The organism is Mesorhizobium sp. P3_A2, assembly GCF_056403115.1.
Genome location: NZ_JBFUGC010000008.1, coordinates 209479 through 234379 on the forward strand (window position 1 = coordinate 209479; position 24901 = coordinate 234379).

General features: G+C 64.7%; 23 protein-coding genes and 1 pseudogene. 2 read left to right on the forward strand and 22 right to left on the reverse strand.

All coding sequences use genetic code 11. From position 1 onward, the window contains the following. Window positions 1-32: 32 nt before the first annotated feature. The 14 genes from AC1DXM_RS19755 to exbB form a co-directional block, all read right to left on the reverse strand. The gene (locus AC1DXM_RS19755) at window positions 33-260 is read right to left on the reverse strand and encodes a hypothetical protein (RefSeq protein WP_477235375.1); all 228 of its coding nucleotides are present in this window, start codon (window positions 258-260) and stop codon (window positions 33-35) included. A 1-nt stretch (window position 261) separates the two neighbouring features. Then, the gene (locus AC1DXM_RS19760) at window positions 262-1473 is read right to left on the reverse strand and encodes a hypothetical protein (protein WP_477235377.1); all 1212 of its coding nucleotides are present in this window, start codon (window positions 1471-1473) and stop codon (window positions 262-264) included. A gap of 94 nt (window positions 1474-1567) precedes the next feature. Next, a complete protein-coding gene (locus tag AC1DXM_RS19765; protein ID WP_477235379.1) occupies window positions 1568-2518 on the reverse strand; it encodes a hypothetical protein in 951 nt (316 codons plus the stop codon). Window positions 2519-2823: 305 nt separating this feature from the next. Beyond that, window positions 2824-4590, reverse strand: coding sequence for an ABC transporter ATP-binding protein (locus AC1DXM_RS19770; protein ID WP_477235381.1), 1767 nt, complete (start codon window positions 4588-4590; stop codon window positions 2824-2826). Window positions 4591-4789: 199 nt separating this feature from the next. Next, complete coding sequence (locus tag AC1DXM_RS19775; protein ID WP_477235383.1) at window positions 4790-5734, reverse strand: acetamidase/formamidase family protein; 945 nt, start codon at window positions 5732-5734, stop codon at window positions 4790-4792. After that, window positions 5724-7367, reverse strand: a complete 1644-nt coding sequence (locus AC1DXM_RS19780) for an ABC transporter substrate-binding protein (RefSeq protein WP_477235385.1) — start codon at window positions 7365-7367, stop codon at window positions 5724-5726. Before AC1DXM_RS19780 ends, AC1DXM_RS19775 begins: the two co-directional genes overlap by 11 nt. 43 nt (window positions 7368-7410) lie before the next feature. After that, on the reverse strand, window positions 7411-8331 hold the full coding sequence (locus AC1DXM_RS19785; RefSeq protein WP_023815305.1) for an ABC transporter permease: 921 nt from the start codon (window positions 8329-8331) through the stop codon (window positions 7411-7413). Continuing rightward, the gene (locus AC1DXM_RS19790) at window positions 8328-9194 is read right to left on the reverse strand and encodes an ABC transporter permease (RefSeq protein WP_477235625.1); all 867 of its coding nucleotides are present in this window, start codon (window positions 9192-9194) and stop codon (window positions 8328-8330) included. Before AC1DXM_RS19790 ends, AC1DXM_RS19785 begins: the two co-directional genes overlap by 4 nt. Window positions 9195-9213: 19 nt before the next feature. Beyond that, complete coding sequence (locus AC1DXM_RS19795) at window positions 9214-9843, reverse strand: ANTAR domain-containing response regulator (RefSeq protein WP_477235387.1); 630 nt, start codon at window positions 9841-9843, stop codon at window positions 9214-9216. Then, window positions 9840-10934 (reverse strand): transporter substrate-binding protein, encoded by a 1095-nt coding sequence (locus AC1DXM_RS19800; RefSeq protein WP_477235389.1) that lies wholly within the window; start codon window positions 10932-10934, stop codon window positions 9840-9842. Before AC1DXM_RS19800 ends, AC1DXM_RS19795 begins: the two co-directional genes overlap by 4 nt. Window positions 10935-11116: 182 nt before the next feature. Then, on the reverse strand, window positions 11117-11638 hold the full coding sequence (locus AC1DXM_RS19805; RefSeq protein ID WP_477235391.1) for a hypothetical protein: 522 nt from the start codon (window positions 11636-11638) through the stop codon (window positions 11117-11119). Between the two features lie 256 nt (window positions 11639-11894). Continuing rightward, window positions 11895-12842 carry an energy transducer TonB gene (locus AC1DXM_RS19810; protein ID WP_477235393.1) on the reverse strand — a complete coding sequence of 316 codons (948 nt, stop codon included), beginning with the start codon at window positions 12840-12842 and terminating at the stop codon, window positions 11895-11897. Continuing rightward, window positions 12839-13297 carry a TonB system transport protein ExbD gene (exbD, locus tag AC1DXM_RS19815; RefSeq protein ID WP_477235395.1) on the reverse strand — a complete coding sequence of 153 codons (459 nt, stop codon included), beginning with the start codon at window positions 13295-13297 and terminating at the stop codon, window positions 12839-12841. Before exbD ends, AC1DXM_RS19810 begins: the two co-directional genes overlap by 4 nt. 6 nt (window positions 13298-13303) lie before the next feature. After that, window positions 13304-14305: a tonB-system energizer ExbB gene (gene exbB, locus AC1DXM_RS19820; RefSeq protein ID WP_477235397.1), complete on the reverse strand. Its 1002-nt coding sequence runs from the start codon at window positions 14303-14305 to the stop codon at window positions 13304-13306. Window positions 14306-14643: 338 nt separating this feature from the next. Between exbB and AC1DXM_RS19825 the strand changes: the two are divergent. Continuing rightward, window positions 14644-15316 (forward strand): annotated as a pseudogene (locus tag AC1DXM_RS19825) (cysteine hydrolase family protein). Window positions 15317-15334: 18 nt separating this feature from the next. Here the strand turns inward: AC1DXM_RS19825 and AC1DXM_RS19830 are convergent. Next, a complete protein-coding gene (locus AC1DXM_RS19830) occupies window positions 15335-16294 on the reverse strand; it encodes an LLM class flavin-dependent oxidoreductase (RefSeq protein ID WP_477235399.1) in 960 nt (319 codons plus the stop codon). Between the two features lie 140 nt (window positions 16295-16434). Next, the gene (locus AC1DXM_RS19835; protein ID WP_112561314.1) at window positions 16435-16590 is read right to left on the reverse strand and encodes a hypothetical protein; all 156 of its coding nucleotides are present in this window, start codon (window positions 16588-16590) and stop codon (window positions 16435-16437) included. Window positions 16591-16825: 235 nt separating this feature from the next. On the opposite strand from AC1DXM_RS19835, the gene AC1DXM_RS19840 reads away from it, so the two are divergent. Then, window positions 16826-17593 carry an SDR family NAD(P)-dependent oxidoreductase gene (locus AC1DXM_RS19840; protein WP_477235401.1) on the forward strand — a complete coding sequence of 256 codons (768 nt, stop codon included), beginning with the start codon at window positions 16826-16828 and terminating at the stop codon, window positions 17591-17593. A 268-nt stretch (window positions 17594-17861) separates the two neighbouring features. On the opposite strand, the gene AC1DXM_RS19845 is transcribed toward AC1DXM_RS19840, so the two are convergent. From AC1DXM_RS19845 to AC1DXM_RS19870, 6 genes are all read right to left on the reverse strand, one after another. Continuing rightward, on the reverse strand, window positions 17862-18806 hold the full coding sequence (locus AC1DXM_RS19845; RefSeq protein WP_477235403.1) for an ABC transporter permease: 945 nt from the start codon (window positions 18804-18806) through the stop codon (window positions 17862-17864). Beyond that, window positions 18803-19858: an ABC transporter permease gene (locus tag AC1DXM_RS19850; protein WP_477235405.1), complete on the reverse strand. Its 1056-nt coding sequence runs from the start codon at window positions 19856-19858 to the stop codon at window positions 18803-18805. The genes AC1DXM_RS19845 and AC1DXM_RS19850 overlap by 4 nt, the downstream gene beginning before the upstream one ends. A gap of 293 nt (window positions 19859-20151) precedes the next feature. Beyond that, window positions 20152-21663, reverse strand: a complete 1512-nt coding sequence (locus AC1DXM_RS19855) for an ABC transporter ATP-binding protein (protein ID WP_477235407.1) — start codon at window positions 21661-21663, stop codon at window positions 20152-20154. Between the two features lie 176 nt (window positions 21664-21839). Continuing rightward, the gene (locus AC1DXM_RS19860) at window positions 21840-22865 is read right to left on the reverse strand and encodes a BMP family protein (protein WP_477235409.1); all 1026 of its coding nucleotides are present in this window, start codon (window positions 22863-22865) and stop codon (window positions 21840-21842) included. Window positions 22866-22973: 108 nt separating this feature from the next. Beyond that, entirely contained in the window at window positions 22974-23921 is a 948-nt protein-coding gene (locus AC1DXM_RS19865; RefSeq protein WP_477235410.1) for an ABC transporter permease, read from the reverse strand. Window positions 23922-23923: 2 nt separating this feature from the next. Then, window positions 23924-24901: an ABC transporter permease gene (locus AC1DXM_RS19870; RefSeq protein ID WP_477235412.1), complete on the reverse strand. Its 978-nt coding sequence runs from the start codon at window positions 24899-24901 to the stop codon at window positions 23924-23926.

Below are 24901 nucleotides of genomic sequence, written 5' to 3' on the forward strand. Positions count from 1 at the left end.
ACAGGCCGGCGCATGACGCCGGCCTGTTTTGTTTATGTGATGACCAGTTGTACCGGCAGCCGCGCCCGTTTCGGCACCGCACCGGCGACACCGGCCCGCAGCACATTGATCAGCCGCCGCTCGGGCGGAATGGCGAAATGCCGGCTGCAAATCTCCGCACTTGGCGCATGATCAGCCACGGAGCGCGCCGGTTGCGTGTTGTGCACCGACAGCGCCAGATTGGCGGTGGCGACGATGCGGGAAAGCAAAGCGTTGTCCATCCTACAGTTTCGCCTCCCGCTGCGCGATCAACATCGCCATGCGCTGGACGGCGCGCAGCTCCATCTCCAGCCCCGGCGACGAGGCCAGCGCCGGCATGTTGAGCGCCACCAATGTCAGCGGCTCGAGCGTCGCCAGAAGCACATGCGTCGCCTCGTATTTCTCGAACAGCCAGGCCAGCTGCTCGCGTATATCCTGGTCGACAGGCGCATCCGGCTGCACGTCGGCGAGCGAGCGCACGGGCTCCTGCTCCAGCGCCCGCGCCAACACCTTGAGGTCGAAATCGCCGAGGTCGGCGGCCGGCAGGATCAAGGCGCCGTCGACGAGGATGTGGTGCTGCAGCCCGCGCAGGAAGCGCGCCGAATCGGTGAGATCGCCCTCGGCCATATGTTTCAGCAGCGAGTCGCGGCGTTTTTCGGCGGTGAGGCTGACGCTGTCATTGTAGATGACGGCGAGCAGCGTCGCCGAAAGCACGATCACCACGCCCTGCACGCTGCCGCGCCAACCGAGATCGTCGATGCCGCCCAGCGCCAGCCCGGCAAACACCGAGCCCAGCGCGATGACGGCGAAGGCGCCGATCGTGTCGCGATGGCCGAGGCTCGCCCGCCCGAGACCGATCGTTAGCCAGCACAGGAACAGGATGGCGATGCCGCCAAGTCGCACCGGCACCTCGAACAGGCCGGGCCGGTAATCGGTGACCATGAACGGGAGGATCAACAGCAGCGACAGGGCCATGCGCTCCACCGTGCGGTTTTCGGCCGCCGACAGGCTGTCGCGGTCGCGCGTCATCACCAGCCAGCCGATGGCGAGAAAGCCACAGAACTGGAAGGCCAGAAGGATCGCCATCCGCCATGGCTCGGCGAAGCGTTCCGGGATCAGCGCCAGCAGGAAGAACAGCGCAGCACCGCCGGCGGCGAAGAATTTGAGCGCGAACGGCGCGTGCCGGCGCAGCAGGCCTTCGGTCAGCAGGAGGGCAGCCAGCGGCAACAGGCCCGCCGCGGCGATGGTGACGAAGCGGAAGAGGGCGAGACCGGTAGTCCAGTCGAGGATGCGGCAGGCGAGCAGCACCGCCAGCACCCTGAGGCCAAACAGGAAGCGCCGCGACAGCGGATCCCTTGTGTCGCGTCCGCCGACGATCGAGATCACGATCAGCAGGCCTGCCAGCGCCGCCAGCGAGGTGATGGTGTCGGCGACGAGCGTATCGTCGAAACTCATGGCTCCGCTGCCATCAGCTTGAGCATGAAGCTGGCCTGCTGGGCCTGCGTCACGAACCCGATGTTGCGGGTCGTGAACTCCTCATAGCTGAAACCTAGCGCGTCCATGGTCGCAACACATTCCATTGGCGGCTGGAGTCGGCCCAGTGAACCACCGGCAGGATGAGTCGCTGCAACGTGGCCGCGGCGCCCGCCACGGCAAGTGCGGCAAGCGAGCCGCGCGGCACCGCGTCGGCGAGATAGGTGCGCGCGGCCTGAAGACTCATCTGGCCGATCTGCAGCACATCATCGCCGCGCCCATAGTCGAGCTCTTTCTGACAGAACTCGTTAAAGGCCTCGTCGCGGTGCTTGGCCGCCTCGTCGAAGGTCTTCTTCAGATCGTCCGAACCGCCAGTATAGGCATTGGTGATGACGAAGCGCTCTTCGTCGAAACCGGCCTCCGGGCCGACCCCGAAGACATGGCGATGGCGCGCCATGATCTGCCGCGCCAGAAGCACATGGGCCAGCGACCGCCGCGCGCCGGCATGGGGTCCCGGAAACACATTGGTGAAGGCTTCAGCGACCATGCCGACGACGGCGGGCACCTGGGTGACGTTGGAGATCCAGATTGGCCGCAGCTGATTGCGCAAAAACATCAGGAAACAGGTGAGGCCATAGAGGATCCAGCTGAGGCCCCGGCTGCGCTCGTCCGGATCGACCATGACTAGGCCCAGATGCAGCACCTCATAGGGCTTGCCGGCCAGCGAGATCTCCATCAGCGCCAGCGCGTTGAAGGCGATCGGCCGCCCGCCGCTGCGCCTGTAGACGATGGTGATGATGGAATGTTCCAGCCGACTGCGATCGCCGGAAAACACGCCATAGGTCAGGCTGCCGGCTTTCAGCGTCTTCGACGCCACCAGCCGCAGATCGCTGCTCAACTGGTCCAGCTCTTCCGGCTTCATCCAGCGCCCGGGCCGCTCGACGACGCGCGTCTCGTAGCCGTCGGACACGCGCATGCGCACGTCCATGAACCGACCCGGCAGCAGCTGCAGAACCGCCTTGAGCAAGATTGTTTGTCCCCTTGGGCTCTGACGCCTGATTTATCGTGGCCGCTGTCAGCCTAAGGTGCGGTAAATCCGAAGACGACAACGCCTGGTTGGTCCGAACAAGGTAAAAGAATAGCTGCAATGCCGGCATTCCGATGGCGGCATACTTTCGGCCGCTGCAAGAACTGCAGCGCTTGGCACCCGAGAGGGGAAGCCCTTCGCGAACGCGAGGCCGCGGCAAAACGGGTACAACCGGGCGGGCGAAAAATTCTGCCGCATCGCCCTGGCATAGGGCCGTCGAACACGGCTGAGGCACCGAACCGGCCTCAGCCCTCGGCAGCGACGAGATGGCCGTTGCCGACATCGTTCAGCGCCAGCTTCAGCGGCGCTTCGCCGACCTTGCGGGTCGCGCTCGGTATCTCCTGGTCGAGGCGGGCGAATCGGGTTCTGCGCTGCGCCGGGTCTGGCACCGGCACGGCTTCGATCAGCCGCCTGGTGTAGGGATGGCGCGGGTTGGAAAACACCTGGTCGCGTGTGCCCATTTCGACGATCTGGCCGAGATACATGACGGCGACGCGATCGGAGATGTTCTCCACCACCGCCATGTCATGCGAGATGAAGAGATATGCGACGCCGAATTCGCGCTGCAATTCCTTCAGCAGGTCGAGCACGCGCGCTTGTACCGAGACGTCGAGCGCCGAAACGCTTTCATCGGCGATGATCAGCTTTGGCCGCAGCGCCAGCGCCCGTGCAATGCAGACGCGCTGGCGCTGGCCGCCGGAGGATTCATGCGGATAGAGCTCCATCTGGTCGGCCGACAGGCCGACGCGCTCGAATAGCGCTGCCACGCGATCGCGGCGCTCGTCCTTCGAGGCGATGCCGTGGATCACCATCGGCTCGGCGACGAGATCGCCGACACGCATGCGCGGATCGAGCGAGGCGAACGGGTCCTGGAAAATCATCTGCACGTCGCGGCGCACCGCCTTGCGCTCGACGCGGCCGAGACCGGAAAGATTGCGCCCGCCAATAACGATGTCACCGCTATACGGCACCAGCCCTGCCAGCGCTTTGGCGGTGGTCGACTTGCCGCAACCCGATTCGCCGACCAGCGCCAGCGTCTCGTTGGGCGCGATCGAGAAGCTGACGCCTTCGACGGCGTGGACGCGGCGGGTGACCTGGCCAAAGATGCCGCCGCGCAGATCGAAACGGACATGCAAGCCGTTGACCTCGGCGACATTGGCCGGTTTTGAGGCTTCAAGCACATCCCTGGATTTCTGCCGCCCGACGCCGCTGCCGATGCGCGGCACGGCGGCCAGCAGTTCGCACGTGTAATCGGCCTGCGGTCGGGCAAAGATATCAGCGGTCTTGCCCTCCTCGACCATGCGGCCATGCCGCATGATGATGACGCGGTCGGCCATTTCGGCGACCACGCCCATATCGTGGGTGATCAAGATGACACTGGTGCCGTGCTGACGCTGCAGGTCGCGCAACAGTTCCAGCACCTCGCCCTGCACGGTTACGTCCAGCGCCGTCGTCGGTTCGTCGGCGATCAGCACATCGGGCTCGAGCGCCAGCGCCATGGCGATCATCACCCGCTGGCGCATGCCGCCGGACAGCTCATGCGGAAACTGTTTTAGCCGGCTTTCGGCTTCAGAGATGCGCACCGCCTTGAGCGCTTCGATGGCGCGCTGGCGGGCCTCGGCCTGCGACAGGCTGGTATGCGCCTCGATGGATTCGGTCAGCTGCCGACCGATCGACAGCACCGGGTTGAGCGAGGTCATCGGCTCTTGGAAGATCATGGCGATGCGGTCACCGCGGATGCGCCGCATCTGGCGCTCGTCGAGGGTTGCCAGATCGGTGTCGCCGAGATGGATCTTGCCGGACGAAATACGCGCAGCCGGCTGCGGCAGGAGTTGCATGATCGCCAGTGCGGTCATCGACTTCCCGGAGCCAGACTCGCCGGCAATGCAGAGTGTCTCGCCACGCGCCAGCGTCAGCGACAGGTTGGAGACAACCTCCCGCTCACCGTCCTCGCCACGCACGCTGACGGAGAGGTTGGCGATGTCAAGGACGGGGTTTGTTTCGCCGGTCATCGCGAAGCCAATCCCGCGAAGGATTTATTCCGGCGCGACCCCCACCCGGACCTTCGGTCCGACCTCCCCACAAGGGGGAGGTAGGGCGCCAGCGCTCTACCCTCCCCCTTGTGGGGGTCCGAAGGACGGGCGAGACCCGTGGCTCGCCCCTGCAAGTCGCTGCGAAGCAGCGGGGTGGGGGTGCGGCACCGACCTGACGTCATTCAAACACGCAGCGCGGAAAATAGAACGATACCACCCAGTTCGGCACGTCGACGATCTCGCTGATGCGAAGGTCGCCGCACACCGAAACCAGCATATAAGCCTCGACCGGATCGATTTGGTACCGCCCAGCCAGCAGGTCGACCATCTGCGCGACCGCCTCCTTCGCACCAATCATCAGGTCCGGGCCGATGCCGGTCGTTACCTCATAACCCTTGGCGTCGAGATGGCGCGTCACCGGGCCCGACGTGGTGAAGCGCGGCGTCTTCAGCCTGGCGTCCTTGACCAGATCGAGCTTGAGCACGACGTCCATCGGGCTTTCGATCGCCGTGCCGCAGACCTCGCCGTCGCCTTGCGCGGCATGCGTATCACCAACCGAGAACAGGGCACCCGCCACTTCCACCGGCAGATAGAGTGTGGTGCCGGCGGCGAGGTCGCGGATGTCGAGATTGCCGCCGACGCGCCGCGGCGGCACCACCGAATGAAGCCCCACCTCAGCCGGGGCGTTGCCGATGGTGCCGGCGAAAGGCTTCAGCGGCACGCGCGCATGTTTACCGAACAGCGCCGGCTCGAGCGAGGCGGCGTCGTATTTCCAGATGTTCAGCGCCGGCTCTGTAAAATCGTCGGCAAGCAGGCCGAAACCCGGAATGTTCGCCGTCCAGCCGAAGCCGGACGGTTTGAACATTTCGATCGTCACCTTCAGCGCATCGCCCGGCTCCGCACCCTCGACGAAGATCGGTCCGGTCACCGGATTGACCCTTTCGAAGTCGAGCTTGGCGACGTCGGCGACCGTGCTGTCGGCCTGAAGCTGGCCGCCCCCTGCATCGAGGCACTGGAACTCGATGGTCGCGCCGGGCGCCACCCGCTCGGCTGGGACAAAGGAGTTGTCCCAGCCGAAATGGTGATGGCGCCCGTGGATGGTGTAGTCGCAGTTACTGCACATCTTTTACGTACACATTGTCATAGTTGATGAAGACATGGACGGGGTCGACATAGAGATTGTCGGCGCCGCCCATGCGCGCGGACCTAATGGTGAAGCGCTGCTCGTTGAACACCGGCGCCCAGGGCGCGTCCGCCATTATCTTGTCGTAGATCCCGCTCCACATCTTGTTGCGCTCCGCAGACTTCGCCGGATCGGTCATCGAGTCGGCTTCGGCCGCCTTGGCGTCGAGATCCTTGTTGCAATACCACGACCAGTTCCAGCCGCCGGGCACCGCACCGGCGCAGCCGAGGATCGGGCCGTAGAAGTTCGACGGATCCGGGAAGTCGGCGATCCAGGCCATACCGCCGGACCAGATCATCGGCGCACCGGTCTTGTCGCCGCCGGCGGCAATGACGTTCGCCTGGGCCAGCGCCTGGATACTGGCCTTGATGCCTATCGCCGCCAGATCCTGCTGGATCGCTTGGGCGATGCGCGGATTGGGATCGGTGTTCATGGCGAACAACTGCGTCTCGAAGCCCTCGGGATGACCAGCCTCGGCAAGGAGCACCTTGGCCTTGGCGACGTCATAGGGATAGCCTTTGAATTCCTTGTCGTAGCCCGGCATCGATGGCGGCAGCGGTTGGTTGGCCGGCACCGCGCGGTTGTTGATGATCTGGACGATGCGTGCCTTGTTGATCGCCATGTTGACGGCCTGCCGCACCTTCACATTGTCGAAGGGCGCCATCGTTGTGTTCATGGTGATGTAGCCGGTGTGCAACTGGCCGCCCTCGATGACGTGCGACTTTTGCTCTGGATCGGACATCACCTCCTGGAACTTGGCCGGCGGAATGCCGTCGAGAGCCAGGTCGATCTCGCCCTTCTGCAGGCGCAACAGCGCCACGATTGGCTCTTGGCCAACCTCGAAGGTGATCTTGTCCAAATGCGGCAGGCCCTTGTGCCAGTAACCCGGGTTGCGCTCGAAGACGATGCGCTGCCCCAGCGTCCATTCGGCGAGCTTGAAGGCGCCTGTGCCGACCGGATGCTTGCCGAAATCGGCGCCGTATTTCTCGACCTCTTCCTTCGGCACGACATGAGCGAAGTTGATGGCCATGACATGCAGGAAGGTGGCGTCGGGACGAGTCAGCTCGAACTTGACTGTGTAGGGGTCGACGACGGTGACGCCCGACAGGCCTTCGGCCTTGCCGGCGGCGACATCGTCATAACCCTTGATCGAGCCGAAGAAGCCGGCGCCGGGGCTCTGCGTCTTCGGGTTGGTGACGCGGTCGAGCGAGTATTTCACGTCGTCGGCGGTCATCTCGCGGCCATTGTGGAATTTCACGCCGTGGCGCAGCTTGAAGGTGAAGGTCTTGCCGTCGGGCGAAATCTCGTAGCTTTCTGCAAGGTCCGGCTTCAGATTGGTCGTGCCCGGCTCGTAATCCATCAGCCCGTCGAACAGGCTCTTGATCATCGACCAGTTCTGCCAGTCATAGCCGATCGCCGGGTCGAGCGTCGTGACGTCGTCCTTGTATGTGGCGACAATCTCGCCGCCTTGCTTGGCGTTCGGGTCGACGGTGTCTTCGGCGCGTGCGCTTGCAGTGCCGAGCATCAGCGCGAGCGCTGAGGCCGCGACGGTGGATGTCAGAAATCTCTTCATCACATGTTCCCTTTCTCTGTTTTGTTATTCGGTTTGTTGTTTTTCATCTGAGCTTGATGCGGGGGTCGATGAACGGCGCGATGATGTCGGCGAGCAGATTGCCGAGCACGATGGCGAATGCCGACACCAGCGTGACGCCCATGATGATCGGAATGTCGACGCGCTGGATCGCCTGCCACGCCAGCTGGCCGATGCCGGGCCAGCCGAACACGCTTTCGACGACGACGATGCCGCCCATGAAGATGCCGATGTCGATGCCGATCATGGCAATGACCGGCAGGATGGCGTTGGGCAGTGCGTGGCGGAAGATGATGGCGCTTCGTGCAAGACCCTTGGCGCGGGCTGTGCGGACATAATCCTGGCGCAGCACGTCGATCATCGACGAGCGCATCATGCGCGCATACCAGCCGGCGCCGAGGATACCCATGGTGAGCGACGGCAGCACCAGATGCCGCCAGGTGCCGTAGCCGCCGATCGGAAACCAGCTCAGCCGCACCGCAAAGACGTAGAGCAGCAACAGCCCGACGACGAATTGTGGCGCCGAGACGCCGACGAAGGAAGCGACCATCAAGGTCTGGTCGGTGGCGGTGCCGCGCTTGACGGCGGCGATCAGGCCCATGCTCAGGCCGATCAGCAATTCGCACAGGATGGCGCCGACCATCAAAAGCAGGCTTGCCGGTAGCCGAGAGACAATCAGTTCGGTGACTTCTGAGCGCTGGATGTAGGAGCGGCCGAGATCGCCGCTGACAAGCTTTGTCAGATAGTGCCAGTACTGGACGACGAAGGGTTGGTCGAGGCCGAGCTGCTGGCGGATGTTTTCGACCGTCTGCGGCGTGGCGCTGCGGCCGGCGATCTGGCGCACAGGGTCGGCCGGCAAGAGGTAGAGCAGCGCAAAGGTGATCAGCGAGACGCCGAGCAGGATCAGCAGCGACTGGATCAGGCGGCGGCCGAGATAGGCGATCATGCCCGGCCTCTTTGCGTCGGATCGAGGATGTCGCGCAGCGCATCGCCGATCAGGTTGAAGGCCAGCGCCAGCGCCAGGATCGCCGCACCGGGGATGAACACCAGCCAGGGTGCGGCCTGGAAATAGGTCTGGTTTTCGAAAATGATGTTGCCCCACGACGCCGTTGGTGGCTGCACGCCAATGCCGAGGAAGGAGAGAGTCGCTTCCAGCAGCACCGTGGTCGAGATGCCGAGCGTGCCCCAGACGATGATGGTCGGCAGGAGATGCGGCAGGATGTGGCGAAACAGGATACGCGGCGCACCGGCGCCGATAGTGCGTTCAGCGTCGATGAATTCACGCTCAGCGAGTGAGGATGTTTCGGTGTAGATGACGCGCGCGGTCTGCACCCAGTTGACCAGCGCGATGACCATGGCGACGATCCACAGGCTCGGCTGGAACACCGCCGCCAGGCAGATGGCGAGCAGCAGGGCTGGGAATGCCATCATCAGATCGGTGAAGCGCATCAGCGCGCTGCCGACCCAGCCGCGGAAATAGCCGGCGGTGACGCCGACCAGCGTGCCGATCAGAAGCGCCACGCCATTGGCGACAATGCCGATGATCAGCGAGGTGCGGGCGCCGTAGAGGATGCGGGTCAACAGGTCGCGGCCGAGCAGGTCGGTGCCGAGCCAGTACTGGGCGCTCGGCGGTAAGGGCGCCCCCTCGATGGTCAGGCCGTCGAACATCTGCTCGTTGGGATCGTAGCCGGTCAGCCACGGCGCCAGGATGGCGCCGGCGACGACGATGGCAACAATGACCAGCCCGAGCAGCGCCAGCCGGCGTTTGATCAGCCGGCGCCAGACGCCGGCGCGCGGCTTGACCGGCATGCGGACAGGCGTGGGGAAATCAGGCGCGATAGGACTGGTCATCGCCGCCTTCTTCACCCGTTGCTTCCTCGCCCGTTCCTTCCTCACTTGTCATCGCCACGATCCGGCGCGCTGCATCCTCGACGCTGATCTGCCAGCTCATCGCCAGCGAGCGCAGCTGCGCATAGGCGCGCTCGTCGTCGCTGCCCTTCGACAGCGCCGCCACCGCCCGCACGATGGTCTGGCGCTCGGCGACGCGGTGGCGCAGCGAAGCAATTTCGCCGGCTAAATGTTTTCGCGCCTCGAAACTCTGCCTCGCGATCAGAAGCGCGCTGTACACACCGGCATTGCCGACCGGCTTCAAGAGTTGCGCATCGGCCTTGTGCGACAGCGCCCATTCGATGCGGCCGGGCGCCTCGGAGCCGATCAGCGCCACCAGCGGCATCGGCGCCTCGCCCGGCTGCCACGGGAATTGCTCGTCGAAGCCGAGATCGGCGTCGAAGAAGACGAAATCTGCCGCCAGCGCCTCGGGCGGCAATTCCGGCCAGCAGTCGACAGTGATCAGGCCGATGGCCGACAATTGTCTTGTGATGGCCTGCACCGTCGGGTGCGGGCGATGCAAGATGAAGGCCCTGGCGCCGCCGAGATTGGGGATGCGCGCCCTCGTCACGACACCACCCTCAGGCGCGGACGGCCGAACGTCTTGGCCGGGTCGTAGCGCGACAGATAGGGGTCCGGCGCAACCTCGTCCTCGCGGCTGACGACCTCGAAGAAGCCGTCCGCGATCCGCCCGATAATCACCGGCAGCGTCGCATGCTGGGAATGGGCGTCGATGGAGATCGGCCCGAGCCGGGTCGAGAAGCGTCGCTCGGCGAAAGCCTTCGAAAACTCCGCCGGGCCGGCGTCGGCGTCGCGCGACAGCACGTCGGCCATCACTTGCACCGAGGCATAGGCGGAGGCCTCGAAGGACGAGGCGAAGGCCGCCGGCCGCGGCGCGAAATACGGCCCGACCGACAGATGTCCTTTGCCCGTTTCGCCGATCGCCGGCAGTTCGCCCTCGGTGAGGTTGCAGGAAATGACCGGGCAGTTTTCCGACCGGAAGGCCGAATCCTCATCACCCAGATCGCGATAGGCGGCCAGGAAGGCATAGGACGAGGTGCCGATCAGATTGTTGAGGATGAAGCTCGGCCGCGTTGCCCGGATTTCGGCGATCAGGCGCGACACATCGGTCTCGCCGATGCGCAGATAGCGCTCGCCCAGCACCTTGCCGCCGGCATCGGCGATGAGGTCGCGCGCCACGCGGTTCATCTCCCAGCCCCAGATGTAGTTGGACCCCAGCAGGAAACCGTTGGCACCGAAGCGCGGCACGACATGCGCCATCAGCGGCACCAGATGCTGGTTGGGGCAAGCGTGCATGTAGACGACATGCTCGTTGGCCTCGAAGCCTTCATAGGGGCAGGCATACCAGAGCATGCCGCCCGCCTTCTCCAGCACGGGGATCGTCTCCTTGCGGCTCCACGAGGTGACACAGCCGACGACATGGCGGGCGCTGCTGGTCTTGAAGATGTCTTCGCAGAGCGTCGCATAGCGATCCGCATTGCTTTGCGGATCGCGCTCGATAGGCACCAGTTCGATGCCGTAGCTGCGGTCGGCATTGATGTCGGCAATGGCGCGCATGGCGCCCATTCGGCAGGCATCGGAGACCAGCTGATAGCTGCCCAAGCGCGAATAGAGGATGCCGATCTCGATACGCCGTTTCAAACAGAACCCCAGAAATGACAATGCCCCGCAGCCAGCGCCGCAGGGGCGAGGCATACGAGGCATATTTGCCGCCCGGCGACCAAAGCCGGTATTTTGCGCTAGCGTATTCGGTCCGGCGGGTCAGTCAAGCCCTTACCGGCGTCGACATGCAACGCCACGGCTCGCCAATCAGCCGTGACCGGCTATCTGGCTGTCGCTCTTTGACTGTTTTGGCGGGCATAGGCCACACAGGCGTCCACCGTACTGACACAAAGCGCGTCCCGTTTGTTCGGCAAATTGTTGTCGCCCGCGTAGGCGACTTCGGCGACGCGGCCGTCGACCATACGAATTTGCGTGTCGCAATAACCGCCGGGAGCGACATTGACTGAGCCGCCGACCGCCGGGATCGCGCCTACCGCCATGGTTGGGACGACAATGCTGAGATTGCCGCGCTGAACGACGCGCTTGTAGGTCCAGATCTGGCCAGACCCGCCAACGTCTGCGGTGGCGGTCGGAAAGCCAGCGCACATTCGAACGTCGGCTTCGCTGAGGCCGACCATCTCCTTGCGGGCCGCCGCCGCCGTGGGCTCAACCTTGGCGATGCGTGATGTATCGTCGGGAATGACGCAGGAAGACTGGACGCCGACGACAAGAACAGGAAGGACAAGCTTTCTAATACAGGAAAATGTCATACCGATTGTCGGATCTGCAATGCGCCCGGCCACGCTCTTTACCTAGGCAAACAGGCGAGCGGTTCAACCCGTTCAGCTTCACGAAAAGGTGGCCGAGCGAGGCGAGGTATCGGAGTCGCCATCCTTCCGCTTGCCATGGTGCTGATCGTGCGCGGCAAGAATGCCGAGAACGGGCTTGGCTTCTCGCCGCATGGCGCGCGAACGAACACTGGATGCGGGCCGCAAGGTCCGCATCCTTTGACCGTTCCACCTGCCAAGCTCAGAATTGGGCCCGTTTGCCCGCGGATGGTTACCGCAGAGTGAACATCAAGGGCGCCACGACAGCCGTACCGGCCTTGTCAGGCGGTGGCGCGGGCACCGTCGCACCCTGCAGAATGCTAAGCGCGGCGCGATCGAGATCCGCGTCCCCCGAAGATCGTGTCAGCCGGACGGAGGTCACCTTGCCCGAGGCGCTGACGACGAAGGTCACATTTGCGGTACCCACGGCGCGCCGCGACCTTGCCGCGCTCGGGTAGCGCTTGTGCCGATTGATCCATCCGATCAGCTGTGAGTTCCATTTGCTTGCACTGACTGATGATCCACTCGATTGCGAGGCCTTCGGCGCCGACGCTTTCGCCGCTGCCTTCGCATCGACACTGGCGGTCACGACCGCTTTCGGCGGCGCGGCCTTTTCCTTCTTTTCTTTCTTCGGGCGCGGCTTGGGCTTTTCGACCGTCCTCTTTGCCTTCTCGACCGGCTTGTCCTCCACCGGCTTGGCCTGCGGCAGCGGAATGACCACGTCCGGCACCACGGTCGGGATGATGTCGGGCACCACCTCGTCCAGCGGCGGCGCCTGATCGGGCTGTTCGGCCGCTGCTGTCTCGATCGGAGCGGTCTGGTCGGGTTGAACCGCTTCCGCCTCATCGGTAACCGGCTCCGGCTTGTCGACGTCCGGTTCCACGACGGGTCTTGCGTCGGCGACGGTCTCCTCGACCTGGTTCGTCGGCTCCGGCGTCACCACATCGGCCATCGTGTCCTCAGGCACCGCCGGTGCGACCATCATCGGCGACAGTTCGATCGCCACCGCCGGCGGCGGGCCGCCATCCATCTCGTTGGCCAGGCTGAAATTCTGCACGGCATAGGCGATCGCGACATGCGCGCCGACAATGAGAATGGCCGCAGCCGTCCACAAACCGATCTCGCGCGCGCCTGTACGCGGCGGATCGGCCATGGGAACGGCGGCGGCCAAATGCGTCATGGGATAGCGCCTGGTTGCGGCGCCGCCGGATCCGCCGGCACCGTCTCCAGCCCGACCAGCGCGATCTTCAGGTAGCCGGCGCCGCGCAGCAGATTCATCACCTCCATCAGCTCGCCATAGCCGACCGCTTTGTCGGCGCGCAGGAAGATGCGGGTCTGCTTGTCGCCCTTCGTCTTGCCGTCGAGCACTGCGGCGAAGGCCGCACGCGGCACGCCGTCATTGCCGATCGCTAGCGTCAGATCGTCCTTCAGCGTCAGGAACAGCGGTGTTTCCGGCCGCGGTGCCGGCGTCGCGGTGGAGCCTGGCAGATCGACATTGATGTCAACCGTCGCCAGCGGTGCCGCGACCATGAAGATGATCAGCAGCACCAGGATGACGTCGATGAACGGCGTAACGTTGATCTCGTGGTTTTCCTCGAGATCGCCGTCGATAGTCTCGCGAATTCTAGCCGCCATGGCCCATCACTCCGCCGCCAGCGCGGGCGCCTGCGGCACCGTGCGGAAATCAAGATCGCGGCTGACCAGCCGTTCGACGCCGGCCGAGGCATCGGCAAGGATCTGCCGGTAGCCGGATATGGAGCGCGCAAACACGTTGTAGATGACAACAGCCGGAATAGCCGCGACCAGCCCCATCGCGGTGGCCAGCAGCGCCTCGGCGATGCCGGGCGCGACGACGGCGAGATTGGTAGTCTGCGCCTGCGATATGCCGATAAAGGCGTTCATGATGCCCCAGACGGTGCCGAACAGGCCGACAAACGGCGCCGTCGAGCCGATCGTCGCCAGCACGCCGGTGCCGCGCGACATACGCCGCGCCGCCGCTGCTTCGATGCGCGACAGCCGCGACGTCACGCGTTCCTTCAGCCCGTCGCCGGTGACGTGGTCGAGTGCGCCGGCCGAAAGCGCTGCCTCTTGCTCGGCTGCCTGCACCAGGAGCGCGCCGGGGCCGCCGCTGTTGCCCAGCGCACGACTGGCTTGCAGCAAGGTGGCGGCATTGCCGATGGCGCGCGCCGCTCGCCGGGCGCCGAGCTTGCCGAACAGGATTTCCAGCGACTTGGCCAGCCAGACCGTCCAGGTGACGAGGGAGGCGAAAGCAAGCCCGATCATCACCGCCTTGACGATGATGTCGGCGGCCATGAACATGCCCCAGGGCGACAGGTCGTGCGGCAGGGTCAGCGAAATCGCCGAGGGATCAGGCTGCGCGGTTGCGCCGGGCTGGCTGGCCGGCACTGGCGCAGCCGGCGCGACTTGTCCGGCAGCTGGTAACGTCTGCGCGGCAAGCGCAGCCGGTGCCGCCTTTTCCACCGCCGCTGGCGACGAGACTGGCGCCGGCTGGGCGGTTGCTGTTGGTTCCGTCGTATCCCTGGGCTGCGTGGCCGGTTGCGTGCTCGGCTGCTCTTGCGCAGCAGCGCTGCCGGCAGACAGCACGACCGCGGCCAGCGCCGCCAACAAACCATTTCTGGACACGCTTCGTCCTCGCTTCGTCATTGCCCGTAACCGATGGGCGGGCCGGTGACGGGATCGCAAACACCCCCATCTCGACGCCGAAAATACCAGCCACGGATTCTGGCTTTCTCTCAAACGGCACAGCCGCTGGAAACCAATTCAGGCGGCCGCGCCCCCGCTTGACTATAAAACATGAGTTTACTAGTCAACAAACAAGATGGCTTTTTGGCCAACAGACCTTTGGCGCGATACCGGCGCATCGTCTTTGTGTCGGTCTACCTTGCCGCGTCGCACTGAGGGATGGACGGCGGCGGCGTTGCTGGGCCACGATGCCGGGCAGCAATTGAGGCAAGCAGCCGATGATCAAGGCGACACCCTTCGATTTCCCCTATGACGGCCAGCTTGTGCCGCAAAATACCGCGCTGCTGGTCATCGACCTGCAGGAGGATTTTCTCTCGGCATCGGGCTATTTCGCCAGGAAAGGGTATGACCCTGCGCCGCTGCGCGCCATCCTGCCGACGGTCAACCGATTGATCGCGGCCGCACGGTCGGCCGGCCTCACCATCATCCACACCAGGCAAGGCTATCGCAGCGACATGGCCGACATGACGCCTTACGAGAAATGGCGCCGCAAGCGGGCGGGCCTCGAAGCCACCGACGTGCTGCTGCGCTCCGGCCCCGGCTTCCAGATCGTCGCCGACATCGAGGTCGCGCCCGACGACATCATCGTCGACAAGACCTGCAACGGCGCCTTCACCTATACCGATTTCGAACTGGTGTTGCGCGCACGAGGCATCACGCATCTGATGTTTTCGGGCTGCACGACCGATGTCTGCGTCCACACCGCTGCGCGAGGCCTGCGACCGCAATTTCCAGTGCCTGACCATCGCCGACGCCTGCGCCAGCGGTGACCAGTACGCGCATGAGGCGGCGCTGCATATGGTGACGGTGGAGGATGGGGTTTTCGGCGCACTGGCGGATTCACGCGCCGTCCTTGCCGCGCTGGCGCGACTGAGCGGCAAGGCAGGCTAGAAGCCTGCCTTGTTGCAGTTACCGTGCTGCGTGAATGTCCGACCCGGCCCGCGATGCAAACGCGCCTGGCTGCGGCACCTCGGCCTCACCGCGCGCCAGCGAGTTGCGTAAGAGCGCGATCGTCTCGCGGCCGACGCCGGCGATCTCGCGCGGCCGATCCATGCCGACGATCATGAATTCACTTATGCCCAGCGCCGCATAGGGCAGCAGCGACAAAGCGATCTGCGCCGGCGGCCCGGAAAGCTCGACGGCCTTGTGGGCGCCGGTGGAGACGCTGCCTTCGGCACGAATGCGGACTGGAAGCGCAAAACGCACCTTGCCGGCGCGGCCATGTTCGGCGGCGGCGCTGCGCGCCCGCTCCATCAGCTGGCGGATCTCGTCGAGCGAACCCGCCGGCAGTTCGAACACATCGGCATGCCGTCCGGCGACCTTGAGCGCGGTGCCGGACTGGCCACCCATACGGATGGTGATATCGGCGCCATGTGGCCCCTTGCGCGGCACGTAGCCGCCCTTGATGCTGTAAAAGGCGCCTTCATGGTCGAAGGGCTTGTCGTTCGACCACAGCCGCTTCAACAGTACCAGATATTCGTCGATGCGCTGCCAGACCACCGTGTGGCCGACCGGACGCGCATCGGCATCGTCGTCGTCGAGCGGTTCGCTCAGCATCCGAAGCGACAGCCGGCCGCCGCTCCTGGCGTCGAGCGCCGCCAGCTGCCGCGCCGCAACCGCGGGCGCGATCACGCCGGCCCAATGCGTCAGCACCACTTCCAGCGACGAGGTGCGGTCGAGCGCCTGGGCGGCAATGTCCATATTGGTCAACAGCCCGGCCTGGTCGTCGACGACGATCCTCTGGAAGCCGGAATCCTCGATCAGCGACAGCTTTGTCGCCGTCTCGACGAAATCATAGAAGAAAGGTACGGCCGAACCGGCGTCGGCGGCATGCGTTTTACCGGGAACATGCGTGAACTCGATCGGCATTGCCATCTCCTCCATCACGTTGGATGCATGTCGCCCACATGCATAAAGCAAAGCGGTCCACGCCAAAGCGCAGCCGCATTCGGTTCATCAACTCCGGTTACCTGAAAGCGGTAGGTCGCCACCCTCTCGGCCTGAACGGATCAGGGGATCAGGCCGAGCACGACTGCCCCGGTGAACGCGAACGCAAGGGCAAAGACGAGATAGGCGAAAGCGCCTGCATAGGCCGGGCGAAAAGCCTGGGCATTGGCCAGCCTCTGGCTGCTGCGATCCGTCTCGGCGTTCTGGATATAGGACATATCGACCTCCGTCTCGCTGGTTAATCTATAAAATCAGTAGACTTTGTCGATTGCTATTTTTTGGCAATACGCAGAACAATTTTCTCAATCTCCAGCGTGAATTGGTCTGAGATTGCTGGGAGGCCGCAATTCGCGGCAAGCGACCAGCCCGCTTGGCCGGCCTTCACATCGGGGATAGCATCGCCATTCCCGCGTAAAAGCAGACGATTTCAACCGGGTATGGGGAGCAGAAGATATGGGTTCAAGATTGGCCGGCAAGGTCGCCATCATCTCGGGCGGCGCGACGGGCATGGGCGGAGCGGCGTCGGAATTGTTCGCGGCCGAAGGCGCCAAGGTCGCAATCATCGACCGCAACGGCGATGCGGCTGCCGCCACCGCAGCGACGATACGCGCGCGGGGACATGTGGCCGAGCATTTCGTCGCCGATGTCTCTGATGAAGCGCAAGTCGAGGCGGCGGTGAAGGCGGCGACGGCCAAGCTTGGCCCGGCCACCGTGCTGTTCAACCATGCCGGCACCATCGTGATAAAGCCGTTCCTGGAAACGACGCTGCAGGAGTGGGACTGGCTGCATGCCGTCAATGTCCGCTCGATGTTCCTGATGACCCGCGCCGTGCTGCCCGGCATGATCGCCGCCGGCGGCGGCTCGATCGTCTGCACCTCGTCGATCTCGGCGGTGGCGGCGACACCGATGGAGGTGCTCTACGACACCACAAAAGGCGCTTGCCACATGTTCGCGCGGGCGATTGCGGTCGAGTTCCGCGACCGCAACATCCGTTGCAACGCCGTCTGCCCCGGCTTCATCCGCACCCCGCACGGCCTGCGCGAGGTTGCCGATCTCGGCAAGCTCGGCGTCGATGTTTCAGACGCAGCGCTTGCCGCGCAGCAGGGTCGCATCGGTGAGCCCGAAGAGGTTGCAAAGGCCGCGCTGTATCTGGCCAGCGACGAGTCCAGCTTCGTCAACGGTACGCATCTGTTTGTGGATAATGGTTTTACGGCGATGTGAGACTTTCCAGGTTCTGGTTCCTCGCCCCGGGGACAGCTTGGCGCCCTTCCTCTCCCCCGTCGATCGGGGGAGAGGTGTCGAGCGCAGCTCGACGGAGTGGGGGTCGACTGTTCACCAAATCCGCCTGCCAGAGGTGGCGCACTCGCTTCGTCGTTCCTATTTTTCGGCGGCCGTGGGCTTCATGAGCGCCTTCCCCCACTCCGTCGCCGCTTCGCGGCGCCACCTCTCCCCCCTCCGGAGGGAGAGGAAGGGCGCCAGTCCTGCCGGCCTACCGCTCTTCCCGTCGAAACGGCTTCAGCAGCGCTGACGGCGCCACCGCGTTGCGCGACATCACGGCCATCGCCACGATCGTGAAGATGAACGGCAGCATCAGGAACGCCTCATAAGGGATATGCCCGAGCCCACTCGCCTGCATGCGCAGTTGCAAGGCATCGACGAAGGCGAACAGCAGTGCCGCACCGGCCGAGCGCCACGGGTCCCAGCGACCGAACACGACCAGCGCGATCGCCACCCAGCCGCGGCCCGATACCACGCCGAAGGTGAAGGCGTTGAACTGCGCCATCGACAGGAAAGCGCCGGCCAGCCCCATCAGCGCACCGCCGAGGATGACGGCCTGGAAGCGCGTGGCAATGACGCTGACCCCGGCCGAGTCGGCCGCGCGCGGGTTTTCCCCGACCATGCGCACAGACAGGCCCCAGGGTGTGCGGTAGAGAACGAAGGCGGCGAGCGGGATGGCGATGATCGCCATGTAGACCAGCGCAAACTGGTTGAACACCGCCGGGCCGAGAACGGGAATGTCGGAGAGGATCGGAATCGGCAGGGTCTGAAAACCCCTGATGCTCGGCGGCACCGATTGCTGGCCGAAGATCAGCCGGTAGAGGAAATAGGCAAGACCCGACGAGAACAAGGTCACGCCGATGCCGCAGACATGCTGGCTGAGGCCCAACGCCACCGTGAACAGCGCATGCAGCGCGCCCATCAGCATGCCGGTCAGCACCGCGGCCAATATGCCAAACCACAGGCTGCCGCTCAGGCTGGCGGCGGTGAAGCCGGTCATTGCCGACAAAAGCATGATGCCTTCGATGCCGAGATTGAGCACGCCGGCGCGCTCGGAAAACATTTCGCCGAGCGTCGCGAAAGCCAGCGGCGTGGCGATACGGATGATGGCAGCGAGGAAGCCGACCTGAAAGATCTGTTCGAACACCGCGCTCATGACGCTGCTCCGACGCGGCGGATGCGATAGGCCGTGAAGAGCAGCGCCACCAGCATGGCAAGCAGCGCGGTTCCCTGGATGACATCGCTGAGGAAGGCCGGAACGCCGGTGGCGCGCGACATCGCCTCGGCGCCGGTCATGACGGCGGCGAGGAAGATCGCAGCCGGCACCACGCCGAGCGGATTGAGCCTGGCCAGCATGGCAACAACGATGCCGGAATAACCATAGCCCGGCGAGACGTCGCTCATCACCTGGAAATGCACCCCGCCGACCTCGCCGACACCGGCGAGCCCGGCCAGCGCGCCCGACAGCAGCGCCGTCGAGATCAGCACGCGCTCGACAGGAATGCCGCCATAGCGGGCAGCCTCCGGGCTTTCGCCGGTGACCCGGATGCAGAAGCCGAGCGTGGTACGCACGATCAGGAACCAGATCAAGGGTGCTGCGACCAGCGCCGCGACGACGCCGAGATGCAGCCTTGTGCCTTCGAGCAGCACCGGGAAATTCGCCGAATCCTCGATCGGCGGCGAGATCGGATAGCCGCTGAAGGAGTCCTTCCAGGGCCCCTCGATCAGCGCCATCAGCGCGTAGTAGATGACCGAATTGAGCAGCAGCGAACTGACGACGTCATCGACCTTGAATTTTACACGCAACGTCGCCGGCACCAGCGCGACAGCTGCACCGGCGGCCCCACCCGCCAGCGCCATCAACAGGATGGCGAGCGCCCCCGGCATCGGGATGGCGCCGACAAAGCAGCTGGCCACGGCGCCGGCCAGCAATTGGCCTTCCGCGCCGATGTTCCAGAATTTGGCCCGGAACGCGACGGCGACCGCCAGCCCGGTGAAGATCATCGGGGCGGCGCGCACCAGTGTTTCGGTGATGGCATAGCTATCGCCGAACGAGGCCGACAGCATCACGCCATAAGCTTCCAGCACCCCAGCGCCGGCCAGAGCGATCAGGCCGCTGCAGAGCACAAGCGTGGCAGCGATGGCGATGATCGGCAGCGCCAAGTTGAACCAGGCAGGGGTCGAGGTGCGGGCTTCGAGACGGAACATCAGCTATGGCCCTCCGCCCTCGGCGCAGCCGTCCCACCGATGTATCCGGCGTTGTCGCCGCCCCTCATCCGCCTGTCGGCACCTTCTCCCCGTATAGGGACGGGGAGAAGGGGGCTGTTTGCGGCCTCGGCACTTTTGCTGCAACGCCAGCGATTAGCGAAAGCCGTGGTGAGAGCGCCCCTCTCCCCGTCTCTATACGGGGAGAGGATGCCGGCAGGCAGGTGAGGGGCAGCGCTGACGCCGCGAGCAATATTTTGTGGGCGATATCCGAGGAAGTTAGCCAACGACATAGTTCAAGCCCTCCCCTCCGCCCCGGTCATCAGCAGCCCCAGCCGCGCGATCGTCGCCTCGGCGCTGTCGAGCGTGCCGGCGATGCGGCCCTCATACATCACCGCGATGCGGTCGCAGAGCACCAGCAACTCTTCCAGATCCTCGCCGATGACGACGATGCCGCAGCCCTTGGCGCGCATGTCAAGGAACTTTTCTTGGATGAAACGGGCAGCACCGATGTCAAGGCCGCGCGTCGGCTGCGAGACGATCAGAACCTTCGGGTCGAAGGCAAGCTCGCGCGCAAGCAGCGCCTTTTGCAGATTGCCGCCCGACAGCGCGCCGGCGCGGGTCATCGGCCCGGGGCACCTGATATCATAGGCCTTGATCTGTTCTTCGGCGAAGGCGCGGATCGCATCCGGCTTGAGCAGCCCTTTGCGGCTGAAGGCTTCGGTGCCGATACGCGGCAGCACCATGGAATCGGCGAGCGGCAGATTGGTCACCAGCCCGGTCGTCATGCGGTCTTCCGGGATGCGGCCGAGGCCGAGCGCCTGCATCTCTCGCGGCGAGAACCGCGTCACCGGTTTGCCGGCTATCGTCATCGCACCGGCATCAGGCACCCGTGTGCCGGAAATCACCTCGGCCAGCGCCCGCTGGCCATTGCCGGAGACGCCGGCAATGCCGAGGATTTCGCCGGCGCGAACGGCAAGGGAGATGTCGCGCAGCGGCGTGCCCGAATGCCGTGAGGTGGAAATACCGTCAAGCGTCAGCACCGCAGCACCCGGCGTTGACGGCCCCCTCGCCGGCGGTACGATTTCGTGGCCGCACATCAGCCGCGCCATTTCCGCCGACGTCGTGTTGGCCGGATCGTCGACGCGGCCGGCGACACGGCCATGCCGCAGCACGGTGCAGCGGTGGGTCAGCGCCCGCACCTCGTTGAGCTTGTGCGAAATGAAGATAATGCCAAGCCCTTGCGCCGCCATCGACCTCAACGCCGAAAACAGCCCGTCGACCTCGCTTGGCGCCAGCACCGCCGTCGGCTCGTCGAGGATCAGCAGCTTTGCGCCGCGAAACAGCGCCTTGACGATTTCCAGCCGCTGCTGTTCGCCGACCGACAGCGCCGAGACCGGCAGATCGGGATCCAGCGTCAGCCCATGCTGTCTGCTGATGTCGGACAACCGGGCAAGCCCGCCGGCGCGATCGATGCGGCCGGATTTGCCAGGAATCCCTATGAGCAGGTTTTCCAGCACGGTCAGCCGCGGCGCCAGATGGAAATGCTGGTGCACCATGCCGATACCGGCGGCCAGCGCATCGGCCGAACTGGTGATCCGAACAGGCTCGCCCTGGACGAGGATTTCGCCGGCATCCGGCGCGTAGGCGCCGAACAGCACATTCATCAGCGTCGTCTTGCCGGCGCCGTTTTCGCCGAGCAGGCCGAGGATTTCGCCCGGGGCCACGCTGAGGTCGACGCCCTCGTTCGCCTTCACGGCGCCGAAGCTCTTGGTGATGCCGCGCATTTCGATGAGAGGGGCGGACAAGGGTGCTCCTGCGCTGATACCCCTCCCCCTCGAGGGGAGGGTGCCGAGCGAAGCGAGGCGGGTGGGGTCGCCTCAACTGCCTCAACCTATGACTTAGCAGGATGGAGCACTTCGCAGAGGACCCCACCCGGCCCTGCGGGCCACCCTCCCCTCAAGGGGGAGGGGGAAGCCGGCGCCTAATCCGAAACCGGCGTGTTCTCGTCCACATCCACGCGGAAATTGCCTTCCAGAATCTCGGCCTTCTTCTTCTCGACCAGATCCTTGACGTCGGCCGGCAGTGTCTTGTCGAATTTGTGGTAGGGCGCTAGGAACGAACCGCCCTTGGCCATGCGCGAGAAATCGCCATAGTCCTGCGCGGTGAAGACGCCGGCCTTGACCAGTTTGATCGCCTGCTCGACCGTTGGATACATGTCCCAGACCGGGCCGGTGATGACCGTGTCGGGGCCGAGGCTCGACTGGTCGGACATGTTGGAGATGGCGAGGATTTTCTTCTCCACCGCCGCTTCGATGACGCCGAAGCGCTCGGCATAGATGACGTCGACGCCGGCATCGATCTGGGCGACAGCGGCTTCCTTGGCCTTGGGCGGGTCGAAGAACGAGCCGATGAAGGCGACCTTCTTCTTGATGTTCGGATTGACCTCCTTGGCGCCGGCGAAGAAGGCGTTGACCAGCCGGTTCACTTCCGGAATGCCCATCGCCGCCACCGCGCCGATCGTGCCGGATTTCGACATCTTGCCGGCGATGATGCCGGAGAGATAGGCGGGCTCATGGATCCAGTTGTCGAAGACGCCGAAATTGGGTTCGGCCGGGCCGGCGCCGGAACCGAACAGCCAGGCGGTCTTCGGGAACTGCTTTGCCGAGCGTCGCGATTCACGCTCGGCGGCGAAGGCATCGCCCAGCACCAGCTGGTAGCCGCCTTGCGCATATTCGCGCATGACGCGGCTGAAATCGGCGGTCTGCACCTTTTCCGACCATTTGTATTCGATGCCGAGTTCCTTCTCGGCCTTCTGCAAGGCGACGTGGATCTGGTTGTCCCACGGCTCCTCGATCGGCGTGGCGAAGATCGCCGCCACCTTGAGCTTCTTGTCCTTGGCGAAGGCGGCAGTCGGCAGCATGGCCGCAGCCAGGCCAAGCGCGCCGAGTTCCAGCACGTCGCGCCGCGACAGGCCGGTCGATTGCAATTTGTTTTTCCGGTTTTCCATCAAGTGCCCCTCTGTTTGACAACCGTGTCGAGCCGGCTGTTCTGAAATCAGACGCGGAACTATGGAACGGGTGCGGACTTTTGTCCACATGGTCAAATTTGGCGCGATTTATCGCGAGGCCTTCTCGCCACCGGCCACAGTGATGACACCGACGATGATCAGCCCGGTCAGCAACAGACGAACGCCGGCGCTGACGCCGAATGTGTTGAGCATGGTCAACAGCAGCACCAGGAACAGCGCCGCGCCCCAGACGCCGGGCACATTGGCCTTGCCGCCGGCAACCGAGGTGCCGCCGATGACGACGACCGCGATGGAGGCCAGCAGATACTCGTTGCCGATGTCGACATTGGCGCCGCGGAAATAGCCGGCAAGCAGCGCGCCGTCGATGCCGCCGAGCGCGCCCGAAAGCGTGTAGGTGAGGAAGCGGGTGCGGCCGACATTGACGCCGGCCAGCCACGCGGCACGGATGTTCTGGCCGATCGCCAGCACCGAGCGACCATAGATCATGCGCTGCAAGGCGATGGCAGCAGCAATGGTGAACAGCACGGTCAGGATCGCCACCACCGGAATGCCAAGGACCTGCCAGTTGGCGAAGTCGGCAAAGCCCGGCGGCGGCTTGATCTGCAAGCCGCGCCCATAGCTGATATCGATCGACTGGATGATGAAGCTCGCCGACAGCGTGGCGATGATCGGCGGAATGCGCAGCGCCCAGATCAGCAGATAATTGACGGCGCCGATGGCAGCGCCGCAGGCGAGCGCGGCAATCAAGCCCACAACGATCATGGAATCGCTGCCATCCATCACCTTCATGGCGACGGCGCTGGCGAGCCCGATATTGGCCGGCAGCGACAGGTCGACATTGCCGGGCCCGAGCGTGATGACAAACATCTGGCCGACGCCGACGATGACGGTGAAGACAGCGAGCGAAAGTGCCGCCGTGACCATGCCGCCGCCGCCGTAGCCGCCGGTGAAGGAGATGGTCGCCAACCAGACCAGCAACGCGCCGAGGAAGGACCAGATCCAGGGTTTGGCGGTAAGCGATTTCACAAATGTCATCGCTACCTCTCCCTGCGGCTGATCAGAACGCGAGCTGCCAGCACGATGATCAGGATGGCGCCGTTGGCGGCGACCTGCCAGTCCGGCGGAATGTGCATGAAGGTGAGCAGCGGCGACGCGGCCAGCGCCAGCGTCAGCGCGCCGAGCACGGCGCCGATCGGCGACACCCGGCCGCCGACGAATTCGCCACCGCCGAGAATGACGCCGGCAATTGCCAGCAGCGTGTAGCCATTGCCGATATTGGCGTCGGCCGAAGTGGTGATGCCGATCAGCGCCATGCCGGACAGAACGCCGAACAGGCCGGTCAGCGCAAACAGCACGATCTTGGTGCGCAGCAACGACCAGCCGGCGCGCCTGAGCGCCGCCGGATTGCCGCCCGAGCCGCGCAGGATGACGCCATAGGAGGTGCGCATCAGGCCGAAATGCACGACCGCTGCGATCACCAGCGCGGCGATGATCGGAAATGGAATGAAGGGCGGCTTGAACGACATCAGCGCCAGCAGCCAGTCCGGCGCCTTGCCACCCGGCTTGGGCAGAACCAGGATGGCCAGCCCTTGCCAGACGAAGCTCATGCCCAGCGTCACCACGATCGACGGCAGATTGCGCAGATGGATCAGCGCGCCGAGCAGCGCATAGACGCCTATGGCGCCGAGCAGGACAACCACCCCGAGCAGCGGCGCATCCTTCAGCCAGGTCGCGGTTACGCAGCCGACAAAACCGACAAAGGTCCCGATCGACAAATCGAGCTCATTGCCTGATATGACGAACATCTGCGCGATCGTCGCCAGCGCGATCGGGATCGCCAGATTGAGCATCAGGCTGAAGCCGAAATAGCTGATGGCGCGCGGGTTGAGCCAGGCAATGGCGATGAGCACCAGCGCCAGCGACAGCGCCGGCAACAGGCTGCGCAGCAGTCGGGCCCGCGCGGCACTGCTGCGCGGCGAAGAACTTGGGGTCGTGCCGGGAGCGATAGCCGTCAT

Coding starts and splice junctions, on each gene's coding strand:
- AC1DXM_RS19755 (WP_477235375.1), bottom strand. CDS start 260: ATGGACAACGCTTTGCTTTCCCGCATCGTCGCCACCGCCAATCTGGCG.
- AC1DXM_RS19760 (WP_477235377.1), bottom strand. CDS start 1,473: ATGAGTTTCGACGATACGCTCGTCGCCGACACCATCACCTCGCTGGCG.
- AC1DXM_RS19770 (WP_477235381.1), bottom strand. CDS start 4,590: ATGACCGGCGAAACAAACCCCGTCCTTGACATCGCCAACCTCTCCGTC.
- AC1DXM_RS19775 (WP_477235383.1), bottom strand. CDS start 5,734: ATGTGCAGTAACTGCGACTACACCATCCACGGGCGCCATCACCATTTC.
- AC1DXM_RS19780 (WP_477235385.1), bottom strand. CDS start 7,367: ATGAAGAGATTTCTGACATCCACCGTCGCGGCCTCAGCGCTCGCGCTG.
- AC1DXM_RS19785 (WP_023815305.1), bottom strand. CDS start 8,331: ATGATCGCCTATCTCGGCCGCCGCCTGATCCAGTCGCTGCTGATCCTG.
- AC1DXM_RS19790 (WP_477235625.1), bottom strand. CDS start 9,194: ATGCCGGTCAAGCCGCGCGCCGGCGTCTGGCGCCGGCTGATCAAACGC.
- AC1DXM_RS19810 (WP_477235393.1), bottom strand. CDS start 12,842: ATGACGCATTTGGCCGCCGCCGTTCCCATGGCCGATCCGCCGCGTACA.
- exbD (WP_477235395.1), bottom strand. CDS start 13,297: ATGGCGGCTAGAATTCGCGAGACTATCGACGGCGATCTCGAGGAAAAC.
- AC1DXM_RS19830 (WP_477235399.1), bottom strand. CDS start 16,294: ATGCCGATCGAGTTCACGCATGTTCCCGGTAAAACGCATGCCGCCGAC.
- AC1DXM_RS19835 (WP_112561314.1), bottom strand. CDS start 16,590: ATGTCCTATATCCAGAACGCCGAGACGGATCGCAGCAGCCAGAGGCTG.
- AC1DXM_RS19840 (WP_477235401.1), top strand. CDS start 16,826: ATGGGTTCAAGATTGGCCGGCAAGGTCGCCATCATCTCGGGCGGCGCG.
- AC1DXM_RS19845 (WP_477235403.1), bottom strand. CDS start 18,806: ATGAGCGCGGTGTTCGAACAGATCTTTCAGGTCGGCTTCCTCGCTGCC.
- AC1DXM_RS19850 (WP_477235405.1), bottom strand. CDS start 19,858: ATGTTCCGTCTCGAAGCCCGCACCTCGACCCCTGCCTGGTTCAACTTG.
- AC1DXM_RS19860 (WP_477235409.1), bottom strand. CDS start 22,865: ATGGAAAACCGGAAAAACAAATTGCAATCGACCGGCCTGTCGCGGCGC.
- AC1DXM_RS19865 (WP_477235410.1), bottom strand. CDS start 23,921: ATGACATTTGTGAAATCGCTTACCGCCAAACCCTGGATCTGGTCCTTC.
- AC1DXM_RS19870 (WP_477235412.1), bottom strand. CDS start 24,901: ATGACGGCTATCGCTCCCGGCACGACCCCAAGTTCTTCGCCGCGCAGC.